Origin of the sequence: Enteractinococcus coprophilus (assembly GCF_006716305.1) — a bacterium.
Taxonomy (GTDB): Bacteria; Actinomycetota; Actinomycetes; order Actinomycetales; family Micrococcaceae; genus Yaniella; species Yaniella coprophila.
On the sequence record NZ_VFOU01000001.1, the window covers coordinates 321,116 to 340,340 of the forward strand.

At 54.0% G+C, this 19,225-nt stretch carries 17 protein-coding genes; 5 read left to right on the top strand and 12 right to left on the bottom strand.

The window, feature by feature from the left end:
* Positions 1–2: 2 nt before the first annotated feature.
* The gene (locus FB556_RS01490) at positions 3–1,172 is read right to left on the bottom strand and encodes a DegT/DnrJ/EryC1/StrS family aminotransferase (RefSeq protein ID WP_246057148.1); all 1,170 of its coding nucleotides are present in this window, start codon (positions 1,170–1,172) and stop codon (positions 3–5) included.
* Positions 1,169–2,968: a polysaccharide biosynthesis protein gene (locus FB556_RS01495; protein WP_141864107.1), complete on the bottom strand. Its 1,800-nt coding sequence runs from the start codon at positions 2,966–2,968 to the stop codon at positions 1,169–1,171. The genes FB556_RS01490 and FB556_RS01495 overlap by 4 nt, the downstream gene beginning before the upstream one ends.
* 931 nt (positions 2,969–3,899) lie before the next feature.
* On the opposite strand from FB556_RS01495, the gene FB556_RS13470 reads away from it, so the two are divergent.
* Together FB556_RS13470 and FB556_RS13475 are read left to right on the top strand one after the other, a co-directional pair.
* The gene (locus tag FB556_RS13470; protein ID WP_211343941.1) at positions 3,900–4,430 is read left to right on the top strand and encodes an MFS transporter; all 531 of its coding nucleotides are present in this window, start codon (positions 3,900–3,902) and stop codon (positions 4,428–4,430) included.
* An 8-nt stretch (positions 4,431–4,438) separates the two neighbouring features.
* Entirely contained in the window at positions 4,439–5,278 is an 840-nt protein-coding gene (locus FB556_RS13475) for an MFS transporter (protein WP_211343942.1), read from the top strand.
* 102 nt (positions 5,279–5,380) lie between these two features.
* Here FB556_RS13475 and FB556_RS01505 read toward each other — a convergent pair whose 3' ends face one another.
* A complete protein-coding gene (locus tag FB556_RS01505; RefSeq protein ID WP_141864109.1) occupies positions 5,381–5,947 on the bottom strand; it encodes a nitroreductase family protein in 567 nt (188 codons plus the stop codon).
* A 187-nt stretch (positions 5,948–6,134) separates the two neighbouring features.
* On the opposite strand from FB556_RS01505, the gene FB556_RS01510 reads away from it, so the two are divergent.
* A complete protein-coding gene (locus tag FB556_RS01510; RefSeq protein WP_141864111.1) occupies positions 6,135–6,596 on the top strand; it encodes a DUF3817 domain-containing protein in 462 nt (153 codons plus the stop codon).
* A gap of 128 nt (positions 6,597–6,724) precedes the next feature.
* Here FB556_RS01510 and FB556_RS01515 read toward each other — a convergent pair whose 3' ends face one another.
* A complete protein-coding gene (locus FB556_RS01515; RefSeq protein WP_141864113.1) occupies positions 6,725–8,203 on the bottom strand; it encodes a benzaldehyde dehydrogenase in 1,479 nt (492 codons plus the stop codon).
* Positions 8,204–8,515: 312 nt separating this feature from the next.
* On the opposite strand from FB556_RS01515, the gene FB556_RS01520 reads away from it, so the two are divergent.
* The gene (locus FB556_RS01520) at positions 8,516–9,940 is read left to right on the top strand and encodes a purine-cytosine permease family protein (RefSeq protein ID WP_141864115.1); all 1,425 of its coding nucleotides are present in this window, start codon (positions 8,516–8,518) and stop codon (positions 9,938–9,940) included.
* Between the two features lie 39 nt (positions 9,941–9,979).
* Complete coding sequence (locus FB556_RS01525) at positions 9,980–10,543, top strand: cysteine hydrolase family protein (RefSeq protein ID WP_170200319.1); 564 nt, start codon at positions 9,980–9,982, stop codon at positions 10,541–10,543.
* Between the two features lie 798 nt (positions 10,544–11,341).
* Here FB556_RS01525 and FB556_RS01530 read toward each other — a convergent pair.
* The 8 genes from FB556_RS01530 to FB556_RS01565 all read right to left on the bottom strand — a co-directional run bounded on the left by FB556_RS01530 (position 11,342) and on the right by FB556_RS01565 (position 19,143).
* Complete coding sequence (locus FB556_RS01530) at positions 11,342–13,366, bottom strand: BCCT family transporter (RefSeq protein WP_246057149.1); 2,025 nt, start codon at positions 13,364–13,366, stop codon at positions 11,342–11,344.
* 355 nt (positions 13,367–13,721) lie between these two features.
* Positions 13,722–14,783 (bottom strand): LLM class flavin-dependent oxidoreductase, encoded by a 1,062-nt coding sequence (locus tag FB556_RS01535; protein ID WP_141865252.1) that lies wholly within the window; start codon positions 14,781–14,783, stop codon positions 13,722–13,724.
* Between the two features lie 33 nt (positions 14,784–14,816).
* The gene (locus FB556_RS01540; protein WP_141864119.1) at positions 14,817–15,014 is read right to left on the bottom strand and encodes a tautomerase family protein; all 198 of its coding nucleotides are present in this window, start codon (positions 15,012–15,014) and stop codon (positions 14,817–14,819) included.
* Positions 15,015–15,017: 3 nt separating this feature from the next.
* Positions 15,018–16,499, bottom strand: a complete 1,482-nt coding sequence (locus FB556_RS01545; protein WP_141864121.1) for an aldehyde dehydrogenase — start codon at positions 16,497–16,499, stop codon at positions 15,018–15,020.
* A complete protein-coding gene (locus FB556_RS01550; RefSeq protein WP_211343943.1) occupies positions 16,496–17,239 on the bottom strand; it encodes an alpha/beta fold hydrolase in 744 nt (247 codons plus the stop codon). The genes FB556_RS01545 and FB556_RS01550 overlap by 4 nt, the downstream gene beginning before the upstream one ends.
* A gap of 16 nt (positions 17,240–17,255) precedes the next feature.
* Positions 17,256–17,807 carry an amino acid synthesis family protein gene (locus FB556_RS01555; RefSeq protein WP_141864123.1) on the bottom strand — a complete coding sequence of 184 codons (552 nt, stop codon included), beginning with the start codon at positions 17,805–17,807 and terminating at the stop codon, positions 17,256–17,258.
* 2 nt (positions 17,808–17,809) lie between these two features.
* Positions 17,810–18,427 carry an amino acid synthesis family protein gene (locus FB556_RS01560; protein ID WP_246057151.1) on the bottom strand — a complete coding sequence of 206 codons (618 nt, stop codon included), beginning with the start codon at positions 18,425–18,427 and terminating at the stop codon, positions 17,810–17,812.
* Positions 18,428–18,429: 2 nt separating this feature from the next.
* Complete coding sequence (locus FB556_RS01565) at positions 18,430–19,143, bottom strand: GntR family transcriptional regulator (protein WP_379984625.1); 714 nt, start codon at positions 19,141–19,143, stop codon at positions 18,430–18,432.
* Positions 19,144–19,225 lie beyond the last annotated feature (82 nt).

Sequence of the window (19,225 nt, forward strand, 5' to 3'; positions counted from 1 at the left end):
CGTCATCCTCCGCAGACACTCTCGAGCGCGTCCAAGACGCGTCGGACTTGTGAAGCAGTCATCGTCGACCCGCTCGGTAGCACCAGGCCGTTCTGAAAGAGGTGCTCGGCGGCACCGGTAAGTATCGATCGGGTCTTGGCGAAGACCGGTTGTAGGTGCATGGGTTTCCAGAGCCGACGAGTTTCAATACCTCGGGCATCCAGTTCGCAAATGACCGCGTCAACCGCTCCAGGGTGGTGTACCGGGTCAAAGAGCACTGCAGTCAACCAGCAGTTATCCTGGTCATCAGGGTCGGCGCCAAACACAGTGATGCCGGCTGTACTGTCGCACCAGTGGCGGTAATGTTGTCGCAGCTGACGACGGCGCGTCATCATCGCATCCAGTCGTTCTAGTTGAGCCCGGCCAAGTGCTGCCAACACGTTACTCAACCGGTAGTTATAACCGATCTCGGTGTGTTCGTAGTGGGCCACTGGCTGGCGTGCCTGCGTTGAAAGATACCGGACGCGGGTGGCAAGTTCTTCGGTATTGGTCAAGAGCATGCCCCCGCCCGAAGTAGTCATGATCTTGTTGCCGTTGAACGATAGGACCGAGGCATCCCCGAAGCTACCTGCCGGGTGGCCACGGTGGTAGGCACCCAGGGCTTCTGCTGCGTCAGCAAGCACTGGCACTTCCTGGCGGGCTGCTATGGCTTCAATTCGCGTGTAGTCTGCAGCTTTGCCCAGTAAATCCACCGGGATAATCGCACCGATGTTTTGTCCGGTGTGGCGCAAGTATCCAATGGCCAGTTCTAAGAGTTCCGGGTCTAGATTGCCGGTTGCTGGGTCCACATCGACAAAGAAGGGCTCTGCCCCCGTATAAACAATCGCATTAGCGGTGGCTGCGAAGGTCATGGTGGAGGTGATGACGACGTCACCACGTTGCACCCCCAGTGCTAAGAGCCCCAGGTGCAGGGCTGCTGTCCCCGAGACCAAGGCCACCGCATGGTTCACACCGATGCGTTGGGCCATTTCCTGTTCGAAAGCCTGCAAATCCGGCCCCACTGGTGCGACCCAACCGGAACGCAGCGCCGTCAGGACCGCTTGTTCTTCAAGCTGACCGACATCGGGGGGAGACAGGTGGATGCGCTCTTCGGTGAGGTCCTGTTCAGTCAGCATAAGCTGTGATTCAGTCATGACTGGCTCTGCACTTTCGCGGTGGGGTTGAGATAGTTCAATTCAGTAACGGGCAACGGTTCAATCCGGGTCCGGCTGATCAACGGGTGTGCCGAGGACAAGATTGCTTCGGTATCGGCGGTGAGCTGCTCGTGGAGTTTTTCACCCTCGCGCAGGCCGGTAAATACGATGTCGATGTCCTTGCCGGATAACGAGATCATGCGTTTTGCAACATCCAAAATGCGTACGGGTTCGCCCATGTCTAGGATCATGACTTCACCGGAACTGCCAATTCCCCCGGCCTGTAGCACCAACTGGCAGGCTTCTACGACCGTCATGAAATAGCGGGTGACCTCCGGGTGGGTGACGGTCACGGGACCGCCTTGTTCAATCAGACTGGTGAAGGTTGGCAACATTGACCCGCGGCTGCCGATGACGTTGCCAAACCGCACCGACAGGTAGCCCTCATTGCCGGTTTGTTGACCAACCCAGGCGGTGAGTTTTTCGGCGGCACGTTTGGAGTAGCCCAATTGACTGGTGGGGTTGGCCGCTTTATCCGTGGAGATATTCACGAAACGTTGTACGTTGACCGCCGCAGCAGCTTCCAGTACATTCAACGTGCCCAGCACGTTGGTCTTCCAGCCCTCTTCCGGAAAGCGTTCCAGCATCGGGAGGTGTTTCAAGGCTGCGGCATGAAAGACGACTTCTGGTTGGTAATTTTCAAAGATGCGACGAACCGCATCGGCGTCACGAATATCGGTCAGCACCGTTTCTTTGGTGCTGAGTAACCCATTGCCGCTGACCGCCAACTGGGTGTGTTGGAGACCGGTTTCATCACGGTCTACCATGATCAATTCACCGGGTTGAAAACGACTGATGTGCTGGCATAATACCGAACCGATCGATCCTCCGGCACCCGTCACTAACACCCGAGCTCCAGTGAGGTAGCCGGCGATTTCTTCAACGTTGGTTTCCACCGGAGCCCGCCCGAGTAGGTCGTAAATTGATACATCGCGCAAGTCAGTTGTTTGGACTCCGGTTTCAAACAGCTCGACTAATGACGGGATGACCTTCACGACAACGTCCAACTCATCGGCTAGGTGTTGAATTTCGCGGACCAAGCCTCTGGGTGGATACGCAATAGCTATGGCTATGACCTGTGCTCGGGTTTTGGGCACTAGCTGGCGTAAATCGGCTAGTGTGCCGAGGACCTGCACATGGTGAACCTGGACATTACATTTTTCTGGGGAGTCATCGACCATCCCAATGGGCCAATATTTTGTCCCCGAGGTGGCCACGAGCTGTTGGATGAGTCTGGTGGCAACTTCGCCGGCACCAATGATAAGGGTCCGCTCAGCATTAGTGTCGGGATGTGCGCGGGCCAGACGACGACGCCGTTCGCCGTAGCGAATACCAAACATCATCGTCATCGCAGCCGGAATGACGATGATGCCGATGGCCGCTGGATGGTCCATAAAGTAGCCGGTAATGATCCCGGTAACCAATAAGATGGCTCCTGCAGCTAGGCCAGATTTCCACAGGGCGCGTATTTCGTCGAAACTGCCGGTGCTGAACCGGCGTCGGTACAAGAAGAATCCCCAACCAAAAAGCCACTGGGCGCTGCCGGTAATCACGATCAGTCCTAGTACCATCACGACTTGTAGTGGTGTGAGGACAAAATCATAATGAATGAGATACACGCCGAAGATGGCTAGTGCCCAGCAGGCAATATCAATGAGCCTGTGGCTATCTCTGTAACGCACTTTGGGCCCATGAACAAGAGGATCATCTAGACGCGCGGTTACCGCGGAGGTCATGGTGTCTCACCACATTCTGGAAATTGGGACGGCTCAGGATTTATTCTGGAAATTGGGACGGCTCAGGATTTCGCGCTGATCACGGTCGACGGTGTGAGACGGCCAGAAAGAACACGAGGTAGTAGGAATAAGGTGTGAATCCATGACTAGCTCCTCTGGAGCAGCAAATACGCTGAAAAACTCCGAGTGTGCGTCACACGGGGATACGCTAGAGATGTAGGGACGCGACGTCTGATTGGCAGATACTCGTAGGTCTGGAATATTCAGACCACGTAGACCTATCCAACGGTGCTGTGCAGATACTGTTCTGTGCGTTTCAGACGTATTCATACGGGTAGGCCTTCCATCTCTTCCTAGATGTGTGTGACGAGGCGTGATTATCGTTGCACTGTGTGTGAGGTACCAGTGTTGTCAGGATTCTCAGCTTGCTTTCAGATTAGGGAGTGAGCATGAGGTAGCACACTAGCCATTGCGTCAGTTCGACACCTGGCCGATGCCCCCAAACAGCCGTGGGAGGCGTTGGGATGTGGAGGGTTTTAAGCTAGGTTCGCGTTAGGATTCCTGAATGCGCATATTCTTTCGCTCGCGGTTTCCGCTACGTCATGGGATCCGATATGCCACTAAGCGCCGTGTTCCAGCTGGGCAGCAAGACTCCGCATTTCATGGACATACCCCCTTGTCACCAACAGTTTTCTTGACTGTTAACGGCGGCGGGTAACGCAGGGTTCGGACTATCCGGCAATCCGGCAATTTGTCGTGCGGCACCGGCGTGCTGGCCGTAGCGCTTCTTCCCCCACACCCACGCAGGGTGATACCGGGGTTGATTTTCACGAAATCGCTCCTGTACAGCGCACAGATTGAGGATGTCAGCGGCCAACAGCATGCGACCCAAAGAGTCACGCTGGCAGTTCTGTCGGGAGCGAGCCCTACGATGGCGTTTGTGTGGCAAGCTCTGGGTGCGTTGTGTGTAGGCCTGTTCATTACCTTGATGGATCAGTCGTTGATCGCCATCGCACTGCCCCAGATGACCGAAGAGCTGGACGCTTCGGTCAATCAGGCTGTGTGGGTCTCTGCTATATATCTGCTGACGTTTGCAGTCCCGCTGTTGGTAACGGGTCGCCTGGGTGATCGTTTCGAGCAACGCAACGTGTACCTGGTCGGCATGGCTATCTTCGTGCTGGCCGCCACCGCATGCGCTTTCGCGCCGACCATTGAATTGCTGATCTTTGCTCGCGCCGTCCAAGGTTTTGGTGCAGCGTTGTTGAACCCACAGCCGCTGAGTGTGATCCACCGGATCTTTCCTTATCATCAACGTGGCGCGGCCATGGGTATTTGGTCAGCAGTTGCCAGTTCCTCAGGACTATTCGGTCCGGTGGTCGGCGGCTTCCTAGCCGGCGGGCTAGGTTGGCGCTGGGTCTTTTTTTATATATCCCCTTTGGCATCCTCGCGATCGTCCTGGTAGCGATGTGAGTGCCGAAGTTACCCACCCGAGTATCGCGTATTGACCCGGTCAGCGCCGTGCTGTCGTTGGTCGCCGTCCTAGCTATCGTGCTGACGCTGCAACAGGGCCCGAGGCTGGGATGGCCCATCTGGTTGTTCGGTGGGCTGGCCCTTGGGATGGTCGGGCTGGTCGTGTTCATTTGGTTGCAGCGCCGTGCCCAACGTCATGGCCAGGATGCGTTAGTTCCGCTCAAATTGTTCCGGATTCGCAATTTCCGTTGGGGTGCCATCTCGGTGTCCACGTTGGGCTTTGCGGTGTACTCGATGAACCTGCCCATCATGTTGTATCTGCAGCTTGGCGCCGGACTCAGCGCACAAATGGCAGGGTTACTGATTTTGCCCCAGGCCATTGTGTCGGTGGTGACGGCTCCCATCTTGGGTAGACTCACTGATCGCCTGCCACCAGGACGGATCTCCACATGCGGGTTTGGTGCCATGATGGCGTCGATGGCCCTATTTGCCATCCTGATGTCTACCGAAGTACCGCTTGGTTGGCTGCTGATTCCTCTGGTCTTGCAGGGCGCTGCTAACGCGATGTCATGGTCGGCAAACTCTGCTATTTCCATGCGTGGGCTGCCAGCCGATCTGGTGGGTGCGGGGTCGGGCGTCTACAACACTGCTCGTCAGGTGGGTGCGGTCATCGGAGCCGCAGCCTTGGGTGCCGTCATGCAAATCGGTCTGCAATACACCGGTTTCTCACAGGCGATGGGGCTGTCCCTGGTGCTCCACGTGTTGGTGTTGGGACTTGGCTTTCTTGCCGTCTCGCGGTTTAGACCCGAACGAGATGACCCGGCAGCTGGCAATTGGTAACCACGCACCCCACAAACACTCGGCTGGAGCATTCAGTGCAACATCAGCGCCTCATGTCCCATTGGGGCTGGGTGAGCAGACCCCGGAAGGGAAGGGTGCGCGTTACAGCGAGGTTAAATGCTGTTTTAGATCCAGGGGTTTGCGTGGTTTGGGTTTGCGCTTATTCTCGGGCACCCCACCCACGTATATCCAGCCGAGCAGCTGCTCGTCCTTGGCTAATTTCATGGCTTTACGAACCGCTTTGGAGCGTGTGGCAAGCCCGGTGCGCCACATGGTGCCCCAGCCGGCTTCGGCCAGCAACAGGCTCAGGAGATGGGCGACCCCGGCGGCCACCGCTTCCTGTTCCCAGTACGGCACCTTCTTACTCTTTTTTGGACAGACGACGGGAGCCAGCAGCAGCGGCGCTCGGGTGGCCTTTGAAATACCCTTTTCTTTGGGCGTCTTATTGGCCTTGGCCAGCGCCTTGCCCAGGGCTTCGCGGTCTTTGCCGCGTAGCTCGATGATCCGCCAGGGCCGCAGGCGCGAATGATCCGGCACGCTGGACATCACGCTGATCAGTTCGCCAAGTTCTTCGTGGCTGGGGGCCTCATCGGTGACTTTCGAATGTGAAGCACGGCGGGTCATGGCGTCGAAGACGGGGCGGGAAGATGCTGAGTCGGTCGTCGTCATTGGTATTCCTTATCTCGCGGGGTGTCGTGCGCTGCTCATCGACTGCGGTACGGAAGTATTGCCCATATTACTGGATGCAGGCAGCGCAAGCCGGTGGTTTCCAAGGACTGTGTTCAGGTCGATCAGCTAGGGTGTTGAAGGCGCCAAACGCCCTACCGACACTGCCCCGCTGTATTCGAGGATCATAATGTTCGCAACGCCGCGTAAATTCTTCCGTTTCTTTGCCATTGCGGAGGTGTTTTCGTGGACGTTGCTCATTGGTGGATTGATTCTGCGAGCCAGCCAGGGCTGGGATCTGGCGGTCACCATCGGCGGCGGGATCCACGGTTTCGTGTTTTTATCCTATGCATTGACTGCGGTTCTGGTATCGAAAAATCAACGCTGGTCAGCAGTACCAACAACGATCTCCGTCATCAGCGCGGTCGTCCCATATGCCACGGTCCCGGTGGATATTTGGTTACACCGCTCCGGCCGCCTCGAAGGTCAGTGGCGCCGAACCGCCGCCGAGGATCCGCGCGACCACACCTGGCATGACCGGCTGCTGCGGTGGGTCATCAATCACCCGGCCCGCAGCATCTTGAGTGGCTTGGCGGTCGTGATTATCGCCTACGTTACTTTGCTCCTCATGGGCCCACCGGTGGAACGCTAACCGGTGACGACGCAGCATCAACGCACGCTCATTGCCTGCCCGGAGATCCCTCGTTGAAGTGCTATGCACGGTTGCTATCGAGACCCGCAGGTGATAACAACCGTGCATTTGGGCTGCGTTATCTGATGCTAGAACGGGTACTGTGCGATCGAGGAGCGCACGGTTAGCCACTGGGTCTCAGTGAAGGCTTCGATATTGGCCTGTTGCCCGCCGAAACGCGATCCGGTACCGGATGCACCGACACCACCAAATGGGGCGTTGGCTTCGTCGCCGACGGTTTGTTCGTTGATGTGGATCTTGCCGGATTCGATCTGATCTGCCAGATCCATTGCGGTACCGACATCCCCCAGGATGCCAACCGATAGGCCGTATTCTGAGTTGTTGACGATGTCGGCGGCTTCTTCAATGGTCGCAAACGACATGACCGGGGCTACCGGACCAAAGATCTCATCGGCCCAGGCGGTGTTGTCTACCGTGACGTTCGACAGCACAGTTGGCGAGTAGAACAGGTCCTCGTACTGGCCACCAGCCTCGAGCGTGGCTCCCTGGGTCTGGGCTTTTTCAACGATCGCGTGGATGTTATCACGCTGGCCTTCATCAATGATAGGACCAAGTGCGACAGCCTCAGTGGCGGGGTCACCAATCGGTAGGTTCTTTGCTTTTTCGGCCAGTTTGGCAACGTATTCGTCAACTAATGATTCGTGGACCAGATGGCGTCCGGCGGTCATGCAGATCTGGCCCTGGTGCATGAACGCACCAAATGCCCCAGCGGATGCCGCAGCATTCAGATCGGCACCCGGTAGGACAACCAGCGCGTTGTTGCCACCGAGTTCGAGGTGGGCGCGTTTCAGGTTCCGACTGGCGGCCTCTCCCACCTTGCGGCCGGCTGCGGTAGAACCGGTAAACGACACCACACGAACTTCCGGTGCTTCGGTCATGGCCGCACCGGTATCGCCACCGCCCGGCAGCAGGTGCAAAACGCCTTCAGGTAGCCCTGCTTCTTCCAAGACGCGCGCGATCATCAGACCACCGGTCACCGGAGTGCGTGGGTCGGGCTTCAACAGCACGGTGTTGCCCAATGCCAAAGCCGGAACAACCGAGCGGATCGACAGGATCAGTGGGAAGTTGAACGGCGAAATCACCGCAACAACACCTGCCGGACGACGACGCGCAAACGACCAGCGCGGTTCATCCGAGGTCAATACATCACCCTGCGGTGCGGTGCACAGCGCTGCAGCTTCGTAGCATTCCTGGGCGGCCACGTGCAGTTCCAGATCAGCTTTCGGTGGGATCGCCCCGGTCTCTTTCATGATCCAGGACTGGAGTTCTTCGGCGTGCTGTTCAAACAGGAGACCGGCTTTGCGCAGGATTGCGGCACGCTGGGTCGGGACCATCCTGGCCCATTCTTTCTGGGCAGCCGCCGCACTCTTGGCTGCTGCTTCGACGTCGTCGGGACTTGCGGACCCAATGGTGCCAAGGGTGTCGCCGGTTGCTGGTTCAATGATCGTGATGTCTTCGCCGGTGCCGGATTTCCAACCGCCGGACAGGATGTTATTGTGCCAGCGTGGATCGGCCAGCAACTGATTTTGTTCATGGGTTAGCGTCATGTCGATCTCTTTCTCTTGTCAGGTCTTTCACACAACCCTAGTCAGTCTGATCGATTCACGACATTGATCGGAGACCCCGACTGAAATTCTTCCAGAGCTCGGCGCCTGAACTACTCAAGTTCAGACATCTGACTACGGTGAATCAGGAGTGCTCTTTGACCAACCTCGCGCTGCAGACGTTGATGAGCCACTCAACTTCCTTGCATACAACACGTCCTGATTTTCGCACCACAGGCAATATCGATGGCGCAATATCCTGCGATTTATCACCCCTCTTGACCGGACACCTCAAGTGTGACTAGAGTCTCATGCATGCAAGAGCAAGGAATAGAAGTGGTGGATATCACGCCCAAAGCTGTCTACGGAAGCTCGCTCAGCTCTGCTGAGCCTTATGGAACCGAGGAGATACCCGCAAGCGAGCGTCATGGAAACGCCCGCCAACAATTTACACTGTGGTTTGCTGCAAACATGGTACTTGCCGTCCTAGTCTCCGGGTTTTTCTCTGCCTCATTCGGGCTGACGGTATTACAAGGCCTCTCGGCAGTGGCTGTGGGCTCTGCGCTGGGGGCAGTACTCATGGGTCTCCTTGCGGGGATCGGCGCAAAATTTGGAGTTGCACAACAGGTGCAAGGCCGCGGCCCGATGGGCTATCACGCTAATGCAGTTCCGGTAACCTTGCTGACCGTGGTTTCCGCTTTGGGATGGACAGCAGTCAATACAGTCTTTGCCGTTTTAGCGCTGCAAACACTAGTAGACGTACCGTTCTGGCTGGGCGCAGTAGTGATCTACTCTCTGCAAGCCGTTACGGCAGTTTGGGGATATAACCTCGTACACCTCATCAATAAGATTGCCACCGTCGTGCTGGCGGTGCTGTTTGCAGTGATCTCCGTCATCTCGGTCAATAACGTCGAGCTCAATTTAAGTTCGGTTCCAGCAGGAGATTTCGGCGACGGTTCATTCGCATCCTGGGCCGTATTTGCTGGCTTCTTTTTCGCGTACGTTTTGACGTGGACTCCTTTTGCTTCCGATTTCTCTCGCTATTTACCGGCCTCGGTTTCACACACGAAAATCACCATGTTTACGGCAGCTGGAAGTTTTTTCTCGATGGCTTGGTTAGGCAGTATCGGTGTCCTTGTTTCAAGCTTCGCTGCAGATCTGGGAGCTGTTGAAGCACTCAGCGAATTGACCGGCTCGTGGGCACCGGTAGCCATGATCACGGTGGTCCTGTCGACGATCCCGGTTTCCGCCATGAATCTCTACGGAGGGGCCCTTTCTTTACTGACGATCGGGCTACCTATCAGCCGACCGGTCGGCGTCATCACGATGTCGGTTCTGAGCATCGGTATTGCGCTATGGATGCAGGGCGACCCATATGGCACGTTCTACGATTTCTTATCCGTGCTAGCTTATCTAGTGATGCCATTTTCTACGGTCTTGCTTCTAGACTATTACTTGCGGTCATCACGCAGCGGTCAGGCCGGGGTCGCAGAACTATTTGACCGTTCAAGAAAAATTGAATGGGGATTCATCGCATGGGCTATCGGTTGTGGTGCGTCAATGCTCTTTTGGAATACCGAGTTATTTACCGGGCCTCTGGCGAATATCAGTTCAGCAGCTGGTGACATTGCATTTTTCATAGGCGGAATCGCATCTGCCATCAGTTATCTGATTTTCCGGAGCTTTAAACCACTGGCTGCTGGAACGGCATCACCACAAAAAACTCATCTACCCGGCTAAGCCGCGGTCCACCAACTACACAGAAATACCCTTATGACCATGTCAAAAAATTTCGAAGATTCTCTCCTCGTCATTATCGATATGCAAAGAGCCTTCCAGCTGCCTGAAGCCCAATGGGAGTGCGTCGGCTATGACGCCGCGGCCGAGAACATACGACAACTTAGAAAAAACCATCCAGGTCCAGCTGTCTGGACACAGTTTATTCGCGATCCAGCAGAAGACGGCGCATGGGCTCCCTACTACGATCGTTGGGACCAATACAGGATCGAGCCAACGGACGCCCTGTGGCAACTCACCATGGAGCCCGCATCCGACGATATTTGTATCCAAGCATCGACGTTTGGTAAATGGCCAGGACAACTAGCTGATCTTGCTCAACCTTATGCTTCATTAACGATCGTTGGTGTTGCAACCGACTGTTGTGTTCTGAGTACTGTCCTTCCGGCCATCGATGCTGGCAAGCACGTGACAGTAGTAGCCGACGCTTGTGCCGGTGCAACCGAAGAAGCACACGAAGACACTTTGGAGTTATTGCGCTTATTAGAGCCGATGGTATCCGTAACTACAACTCAGAGTGCCCTAAATCACACTCCAGCTGCATAGTCTATCATGATGATACTTCATGATCATGCGTATTCTTAGCTCGTTAGACTACGGCTGACGAGTTCAAGAATCCGCAAAGCCCACCGGCCTGGTCGCCGGTGGGCTTTTGTGTTTTGGGTCCACTCTGCCTAACGAGCTTAACTGCTGGGGCGCAATCATGAATGGTCGTCATGTTCGTAACATGTTCTCACAGGAAGGTCTCTGACGGTCCGAGACTATCAGTCTAGCGACAGAGTAGCGGTTGGTAACAACGATTTTTCACACTCGAACTTGCCGGAATCATGGTATTTGCCATCTTGCGCTGGCATCAACGATAGTGTCGGGCCTGTTCCTGTCCTGCATCTGCCACCACCCCGTTATGCCTTGTTCTATGACGCCAGTATCAGCATCGATATAGCACAGTGCACAGCAGGCCAAGCCGCGTTAGATGCGGCTGCAGGCCACGAACTCGTTAAACGCTACGATAGCCACCTTTGCAGCTGACAACAGCGGTATTCGACCGCTGTGGGCGACGACGATGTGCAATTCTTGGCGATCGTGCTGACAGTGACAGGCCCTGGATCTCAGTCGCACCGTCACCGGCCTCCAGTACTGCAATTATTCACAGTACTGCAATTATTCAACCCATCAAGTTGCAGCAGCCCCGGTTACCCATATCCCTGCTATCTGATCATCAGACATCCGAGCAGCAGACCGACGCCAGGCAGAGCATTAAAACCAGCAACCGGTAGACACCGTCCTGGTGCTCACCGGCTGCTGGTTATACGTTGACCGTTATGTGCTGGACAAGTCGACTGATCAACCTTGAGATTCCGTGTTGTCTTGTCCATGAGGCTCGATTTCGTGGCCCGTCACGAGTTTCATCGTCCCGGTTTGAGCTTCTTCCTTATACCACTCCGTATACTTCGGATCCGAAGCGTCAACATCACTACCTGCACCACGTCCATCAGGCGAGTGCTTCACCGCGATTTCAAACTCATCACCGTGTGTTTCGATGCCCCGGATAACTGCATCTGACATCGCTTTTTGCGCGTATTCATAACGAAGTCGTGCAGGGTCAGTCGTTAGATCTTTGAGGAAGGCTACCACCATCAAAATAAGGACCAAACTAAAAGGTAGCGCAATAAGATAGATCAAACTCTGCAAGCCAGAGAGCGCATCTTCGCCACCTGACAGCAGCATCACTATGGCAATGCCCAACATACACAGGCCCCAAAAGACGACCAAGCCCTTCTTCGGCGCTGGGTTGCCTCGTGATGTCATCATGCCCATCACAACGGATGCTGAATCGGCCGCTGTTATGAAGAAGATCGCTAGAACGCCAATAAGAATAAACGGCATGATGTTATTAAAGGGAAGCGTATCAAAGAGATTGAAGAGCACTGCCTCAGGTGATGCATCGCCATCAAAACCTTCAACACCGTTAATCGAATGGATGATAGACGATCCTCCGAACACGGTAAACGCTAAGATCAGAATCAACGTCGGTACACCCATGGTCACAAGGGCAAATTCTCGCAGCGTCCGTCCACGTGATATGCGAGCAATGAACATTCCAACAAATGGTGTCCAAGCGATCCACCAGGCCCAGTAAAACGCGGTCCACCAGGCTTGAAACTCTACGGTTTCTGGTCCCCATGACAACGATTTACTCATCATCGCTAGATAGTTATCAAGGTAGTGCAGGATTCCGGAGGGAATGAGGTTTAACAAATACAGCGTAGGCCCGGTAAAGAAGGCGAAGAGCACAAGCCCAAGAGTCAGGGTGATATTGGTATTTGATAAATAGCGGATACCTCTTGTAACACCTGACACCGCACTAATGATAAATCCGGCACCCAAGATACTGATGATGACAATCAGAACGTTGTTGCCAATCGGACCGATACCACTGACAATAGTCACGCCCTGTCCGATTTGGATTGCAGATAATCCCAGGGTGGTTGCAGTACCGAAAAGTGTCGCAACAATCGCAAAAATATCGATAATTTTCCCAACAAACCCCTGCGTATGTTTTTTGCCCAGTAGTGTTTGAAAAATTGATGAAATAAGAGTCGGACGACCACGACGGAAGGTGGCATACCCTAACGCTCCACCGACAAGCGCATACATGCTCCAAATGTGCAGACCCCAGTGATAGCTAGCCTGTGATACGCCCTGGTGGATTGCTTCTCGATTGATTTGTGACTCTGCTGCGGCGCCTTCTTGTAACGCGTTGATGGCCTCTTGCTGAGCTGCAATCGTATGCGGAGGAGGCGAGATAAAGTTTGCCAGGGGTTCCGAGGGACCATAGAAAAATAGTCCAACACCCAACCCTGCACCGAACATCATGGCAACCCACGAAAAACGAGAGAACTCGGGTTTCTCGTGGTCCTTGCCGAGCTTAATTTTGCCGTATTTACTGAATGCGACGTAGAGCATGACGAAAATACCCACCCCCATAGCCAGGTTGAGTAACCAGCCCATGTTATTCATTGCCCAAGCGAAGGACACTCCAGCGACGGATGCTACCGACTCTGGGCTCAGGATGCCCCATAGTACAAAGCCAACGATGAGGGTACCTGTGACCGCAAATATTGTCTTGTCGATACCAAATTTACGATCTTTGTCGTCAATGCCCACGCCTGAGAGTAGGCCAGGGTGAATATCTTCGGGATAGACCCCTACCGGGAGCGCCGTTCGACCGGGCAGTCGTGTCTCAATAGGAGTTGTTTTCGCCCCCGAATTATCGACAGACGCAGAATCTTCGGTTTTCATGACTAGCTCCTTGCAGTAAGCAGGCTCAAAGCAGCAACGTTGCGGATAAAGCTGCGGGTTCTTCACCGAACTTCAAGCCGTGGTTTGCTCAAAGAAATGGTGAAATGGATTTTCAGTGCGCATTGGTCAATTGCTACAGCTAACATCGTTACAGCACAGCTAACCAAATCAAAAGTGTTGCCCAGAGGTGTAGTGTTTCCGCCCTGCAACACACATTCAGATGTTCGAGGGGACCCAGCCGTGCAGAGATGGTAGCGGAGACTCACAAGGTCCGCTGGAATCTATTGGGAAGCACGCTTTATACTTGGTGTTACCTTCAGCGAATCGCTTCCCTAGAAATATGTAGTTGGAACGTTCGTCCCGTTCTACCCATGAGGGGCAGCAAAAAATGACTATGTCATGCTACCCCTCACGTCGAATGTTATACAACTTTGCTTTTGTCGAATGCGGGTACAACGTGCTCGATAAAGAGTTCCAAGGACGCGCGCTTTTCCTCGTGAGTCATCGAGTTGTCGATCCAGTAGCCGAATTCGTCAATGCCCATTTCCTCATAGGTTTTCAACCGAGCGATCACTTCTTCCGGTGTGCCGATCATGGCTGCTTTACGCAAGGACTCTGGAAGCATTGCCGAGCCTTCCGCAAAATCTTCGACTGGCTTCGGATCCAGGAATCCATTGGTCGGGGTTGTGTCATTGGAGCCCCAGGCAACGAAGGTTCGGAAATATTTGCTGATTGCCTCTGCCCCCTTGCGCCAGCCTTCAGGTTCAGATTCTGGATGCAGATAAGTATGACGAAGAACCATCAGTTCAGGGTCATGGGTTGCCTGTGGGTTATTTGCCACGGCACCGTCGAACTTACGTTTCAGATCAACAACTTCGTCATCATCATTCATCAACGGAGTGACCATGATATTACAACCATTAGCGATTGCGAAATCATGTGTATTGGGGTCGCGCGCGGCAATCCACATCGGTGGATTAGGTTGTTGAATCGGTTTAGGGACCGAAGTTGCGGTGGGAAATTCCCAATGCTCACCGTCATGAGCATAGTCACCCTCCCACAATCGTTGAATCGCTGGCACGAGTTCACGCAAATAACTTCCGCCGTCTGAAGAGGCCAGACCGGGTGCCATGCGATCAAATTCAAATTGGTAAGCACCACGAGCTAAACCGACTTCCATGCGCCCGTTTGAGATGACATCGAGCAGCGCGCACTCGCCCGCGGCACGGATTGGATTCCAAAAAGGAGCGATCACAGTGCCAGCACCTAACCGGATTTTTGATGTCTTGCCGGCCAGGTAGGCTAGTTGCACCAGTGGATTAGGCGATGCGGTAAATTCCATCGAGTGGTGCTCCCCGATCCAAACAGTCGAAAAGCCGCCCTCTTCAGCGAGCAGGGTTAGGTCAGTCAAGTTCTGGAACGCCTGTTCATAGCTAACAGACTCGTCCCAACGCTCCATGTGTGCAAATAACGAAAAGCGCATAGTGTACTTCCTTACCAGATTCAATGCGGTGTATTACTGAGAGTTGTTTCTTTCGTCAATGGTGGTATTAGTGCGCGACCACAGGTGTGTATCGACTTCACGAACGATGACGGTGATGTTTTCTGGCGCAGCCTTCACAGTGTTTTCAGCTGCTTGGTGCACTTGGTCGATCAAAGCCCGAAGTTGTTCAGGCGTCCGACCCTTGGCGATGGAAATATCAATGAGTGGCATGTGTTAACCCCGCATAATGAATGGGTCGCCAACTTCTTCTTCACTGGTATTAATCCAGACTGATTTTAATTTGGTGTATTCATTGATAGACTCCAGTCCGTGCTCGATGCCGACACCTGAATTTTTGAACCCTTGGCGGGGCGACATGGGTGACATAGCCCGGTAAGTGTTGACCCAAATCGTGCCGGCTTCTAGACGTCTGCTCATCCGGTGAGCCAGTGACAGGTTTTGTGTCCATACTCCGGCCGCGAGGCCGTATTCAGTGTCGTTGGCTAAACCGACAACTTCATCTTCGGAATCGAAAGGCATGATTGCCGCAACCGGACCAAAGATTTCTTCACGAACAACGTTCATGTCATTGTTGACGTCCGTCAAAACCGTTGGTGCGTAGAAATATCCAGGAAGATCGACATTAGCATTATCCCCACCGGAGTAGACTGTCGCACCTTCGGAAATACCAAGGTTGACGTAGTGCCGAACTTTTTCGAGTTGCTGATCAAAAGCTAGCGGGCCCAGCTCAGTAGCTTCATCCAGCGGGTCACCAATTTTTATGGATTGTGCGCGTTCTGCTACTCGTTCTAGTAATTCATCGTAAATGGAACGGTGGGCAAATACTCTACTTCCGGCGATGCACGTCTGGCCTGCGGCAGCGAAAATCCCAGCGATGACACCCATTGAAGCATTTTTAATATTGGCATCGCCAAAAATGATATTCGGACTTTTGCCCCCGAGTTCTAGGGTGGTGCCGATAAACCGAGCGCTAGCTTTTTGCGCAATCATAGCTCCTGTGGTGGTGGAGCCAGTAAAGGAAATCTTTGCAATCGCCTTATGATCGGTCAGGGCACTACCGGCTTCGTTGCCGAATCCGGTAACGACATTAACGACACCGTCGGGGAATCCCGCTTCAGTAGCTAATTCAGCAAACCGCAAGATCGTTCTCGATGTGTATTCACTAGGTTTAATGACTAACGTATTGCCGGCTGCCAGCGCAGGTGCCAACTTTGAAGTGGTCAATGTCAACGGCGAGTTCCACGGCGTAATCGCGGCCACGACACCCAGTGGTTCTCTTTGTGTGTAGTTCAGGATTGCCAAGTCATTAGTCGGAATTTGCGAACCTTGAATCTTATCCGCCAACCCTGCGTAGTAATAGAGGTAGTCAGGCAGATTGGCCATCTGACCGCGCATTTCACGCAAGAGTTTGCCATTGTCAAGGCTTTCAAATCTGGCAAGTTCTTCAGCATTTTCGCCAACCAGATCACCGAGTCTGCGGAGTAATTTCCCACGTTGTGTTTGACTGAGGTTGGCCCAACTATTGGAGTGGTAGGCTTTTTCAGCTGCTTCGACAGCTTTAGCTACATCCCGTTCGTTTCCTCGGGCAGCGTCATATAGGTGTTCCAAGTTGGCAGGGTTTGTGCTGGCAAAGTATTCACCGGAGTCCGGTTCAATCCAGGCACCGTTGATGAAGTGGCCATATTTTTGGCTCATCGGTCGTCAGCCTCCTCTAAAGCAAAGTGCTGCTCTAGTTGTGCAATAAATTCATGGGGTTGTTCATGCGGGACCATATGCCGGGCGCCAGAAAAAATATGTATTTTTCCGTCTGGGACTAAGTCCGCCAGGCGTTGACTCATTTCAGGAGTGGATCCAGGATCTAGTTCACCGGTCATGGCAAGTAACGGCTGGTGGAGTTTTACCAGGTCGTCGGCCAAGTCTGCGTCTGCTGTCGCAAACACTTCGTAGGCATATAGAAACGATCTTCTGTCGTTATTAGCCAAGACGGCTTGTGTTTGTTGGATCAGTTCGGTTGGCACGTTCACTCCCGCTGGATACCAACGCTCGATGGATCGCTGTGTAGATTCGAGGAAATCAGCGCGGGCGGTTGCTAGCCGTCCCAGCACCGCCGCGCGCTCTTGCGTTGTACGTTTGCAGACACTGTTCGCTGCCACAACTGACACAATTTTTTCTGGTAGGTCGATCGCCAAGCGTTGTGCTATCAAACCACCAAGGGAAAATCCCACCAACTGGATCGGACCGGAGGGCAATCTCGCTGCGATGTCGTCGGCAAGTGTTTGCAACGATGTAGGTTCCCGCAACACAGGTTGGTGACCATGTCCTGGCAGATCCAGGTAGACGGCACTTTCGGGTAGCTGGTCGCTAATATTTTCCCACATGGTCCGATCAAGTCCCACGCCATGGAGAAAGACTAGCGTTGGTGTTTCTTGTGTCACACTCGGTCCTTAGAACTTACTGTTCGGTTGACAGATCGGCTAATCGCTGTTGCGGACGGCCTTGGCTCGCTCCGGCCAGCGCGACCAGAATTTCGTCGGCGTGCGGGGCATCGGGAATCCGTACTTCAAAGGACTGATGGTGCGAACGAATCGTTGCATCGGTGAAGTGTTTCAGTGGTATATCGAACACGATTCCTGCAGGACCACGCTTTTCCACAGCCGGCAACAGTGTTGATGCATCGGCAGCGTCCCGGAAGTAATTACCAAACTTCAACGTGTGAATCAGACCTGAGCCATGCTCAATTTCACCGTTCAAACCGACGATGGCGGCTTTGCCGTATGCTTCAAGCGGTGTACCGAGTGCTTCCATGACGCGAGGCGCTAGAAGCTCGCCGAGTTGTGGAGCGATGTCATCGATACCGGGGCCTAGATCGTCAACAAACCCCTGATCTTTCCATGGGTTTTCGATGATTGCCGCAACGACGGCCGTGCGTGCCACTGGGTCAACACCCTTGCCGCCTTCCATCAGGACCTCATCAACAATGGTGGTGATCTTGCGAAGCTTCATACTTATTCTCCTTGAAAAATATCGAGTGTTACGGTCGGATCGGTAGCGCGATCGCCGATGCGTGGGTGTGGTCGGGGACCGTCTGAGGCTAGACCCATGACAACGATCTCATCAGCATGTGGCGCGTCCGGGAGCTGGATCTCCAAACTTTGGTAGTAGTCTCGGGTCGCAGCCTCCGTTTTATGCCACAAGGGGACTCTGAGACTGTCGCTGGGTTCGGCTCGACTTTCCGAGAAGCAAATGATCGAGGTGCCGCCCAGAATTTCTCGAAAGATATTGCCGAAGAACGGGGTATGGATAAAGGCTCCCCCGTGTTCGATTTCTCCATTCAGTCCGACAACTGCTGCCTTGCCAAACGCTTCGACGTCGTTGGCATCACCGAGATGCTCTAAGAGACGAGAGGTGATTTCTTGTGCCAAAATTGGTGCAGCGTAAGCAGCAAAGTCGGTGAGACTTGCAGCCGTCCCCTCATGGAGCCAGGGATTTTTTAACACCGCGTAGGAAGCTGCAATTTTTCGCGGCGAAGACGCGGCAGAACCTCCCTCAGAGTGGACTTCCTCGACGACTGTTCGAATGGTTCGAACCGATATCTCGTCAAGAGTCTTAGCGATTTTGGCCACGATTACTCTCCTACTGTTTGGGTATGGGGCTGATACAAAACGAACCGACTTGAGGCATGCACGTGGTTGCGCATCGCTAATTCAGCGCCCATCGGATCCTGAGCAATGATGGCTTCCACGACAGCCTGATGTTCGTGGATCGATTGCTTGATCCTGCCTGGCACCGAAACCGTTTCCAATACCAGACGGTGATACGTCAGTTGATTCATCAGCCGGTCGTAATTTTCAATAAGCTTCTGGTTTTTTGAACCAAGCACCAGCGTCCAGTGGAATTCATGAACCAGGCGGGCATAAGCGGCCCCGTCGTCTTCGTCTACGACTTTGAAGGATTCCTGGACATTCTTTTGGAGTTTTTCAATTTCTTCAGTGGGGGCGCGCTGCGCTAAAAGATTTGCAGCCAGACCTTCCAACGATTCCTTAACCTGAAATAGCTCGATGACCTCCCGGCGGGTTGGATACCGAACGAACGTACCAACACGCGCCCGGATTTCGACGAGGCCTTCATTCTCCAGTTGCTTCAAGGCTTCCCGAATAGGCGTACGGCTGACCCCATATGCTTCAGCCAGTGCCTGCTCGGGGATGATCTCATCGGAGCTGTAACTGCCATCCAAGACGAGATCCCTAATCTGACTCAGGAGAGATCGACTTGTGTCTCGACAGCGCTCTCGGCTGTCGCCTCGTAAGTTCTCTTGCATACAACAGACTGTAAGGGACATCACCTAAGACTGTCAACATCGCGAACAATTCCCAGTAAACGCACGGCACTTGACGCACATCACACGGCGTGACTAGAGTCTC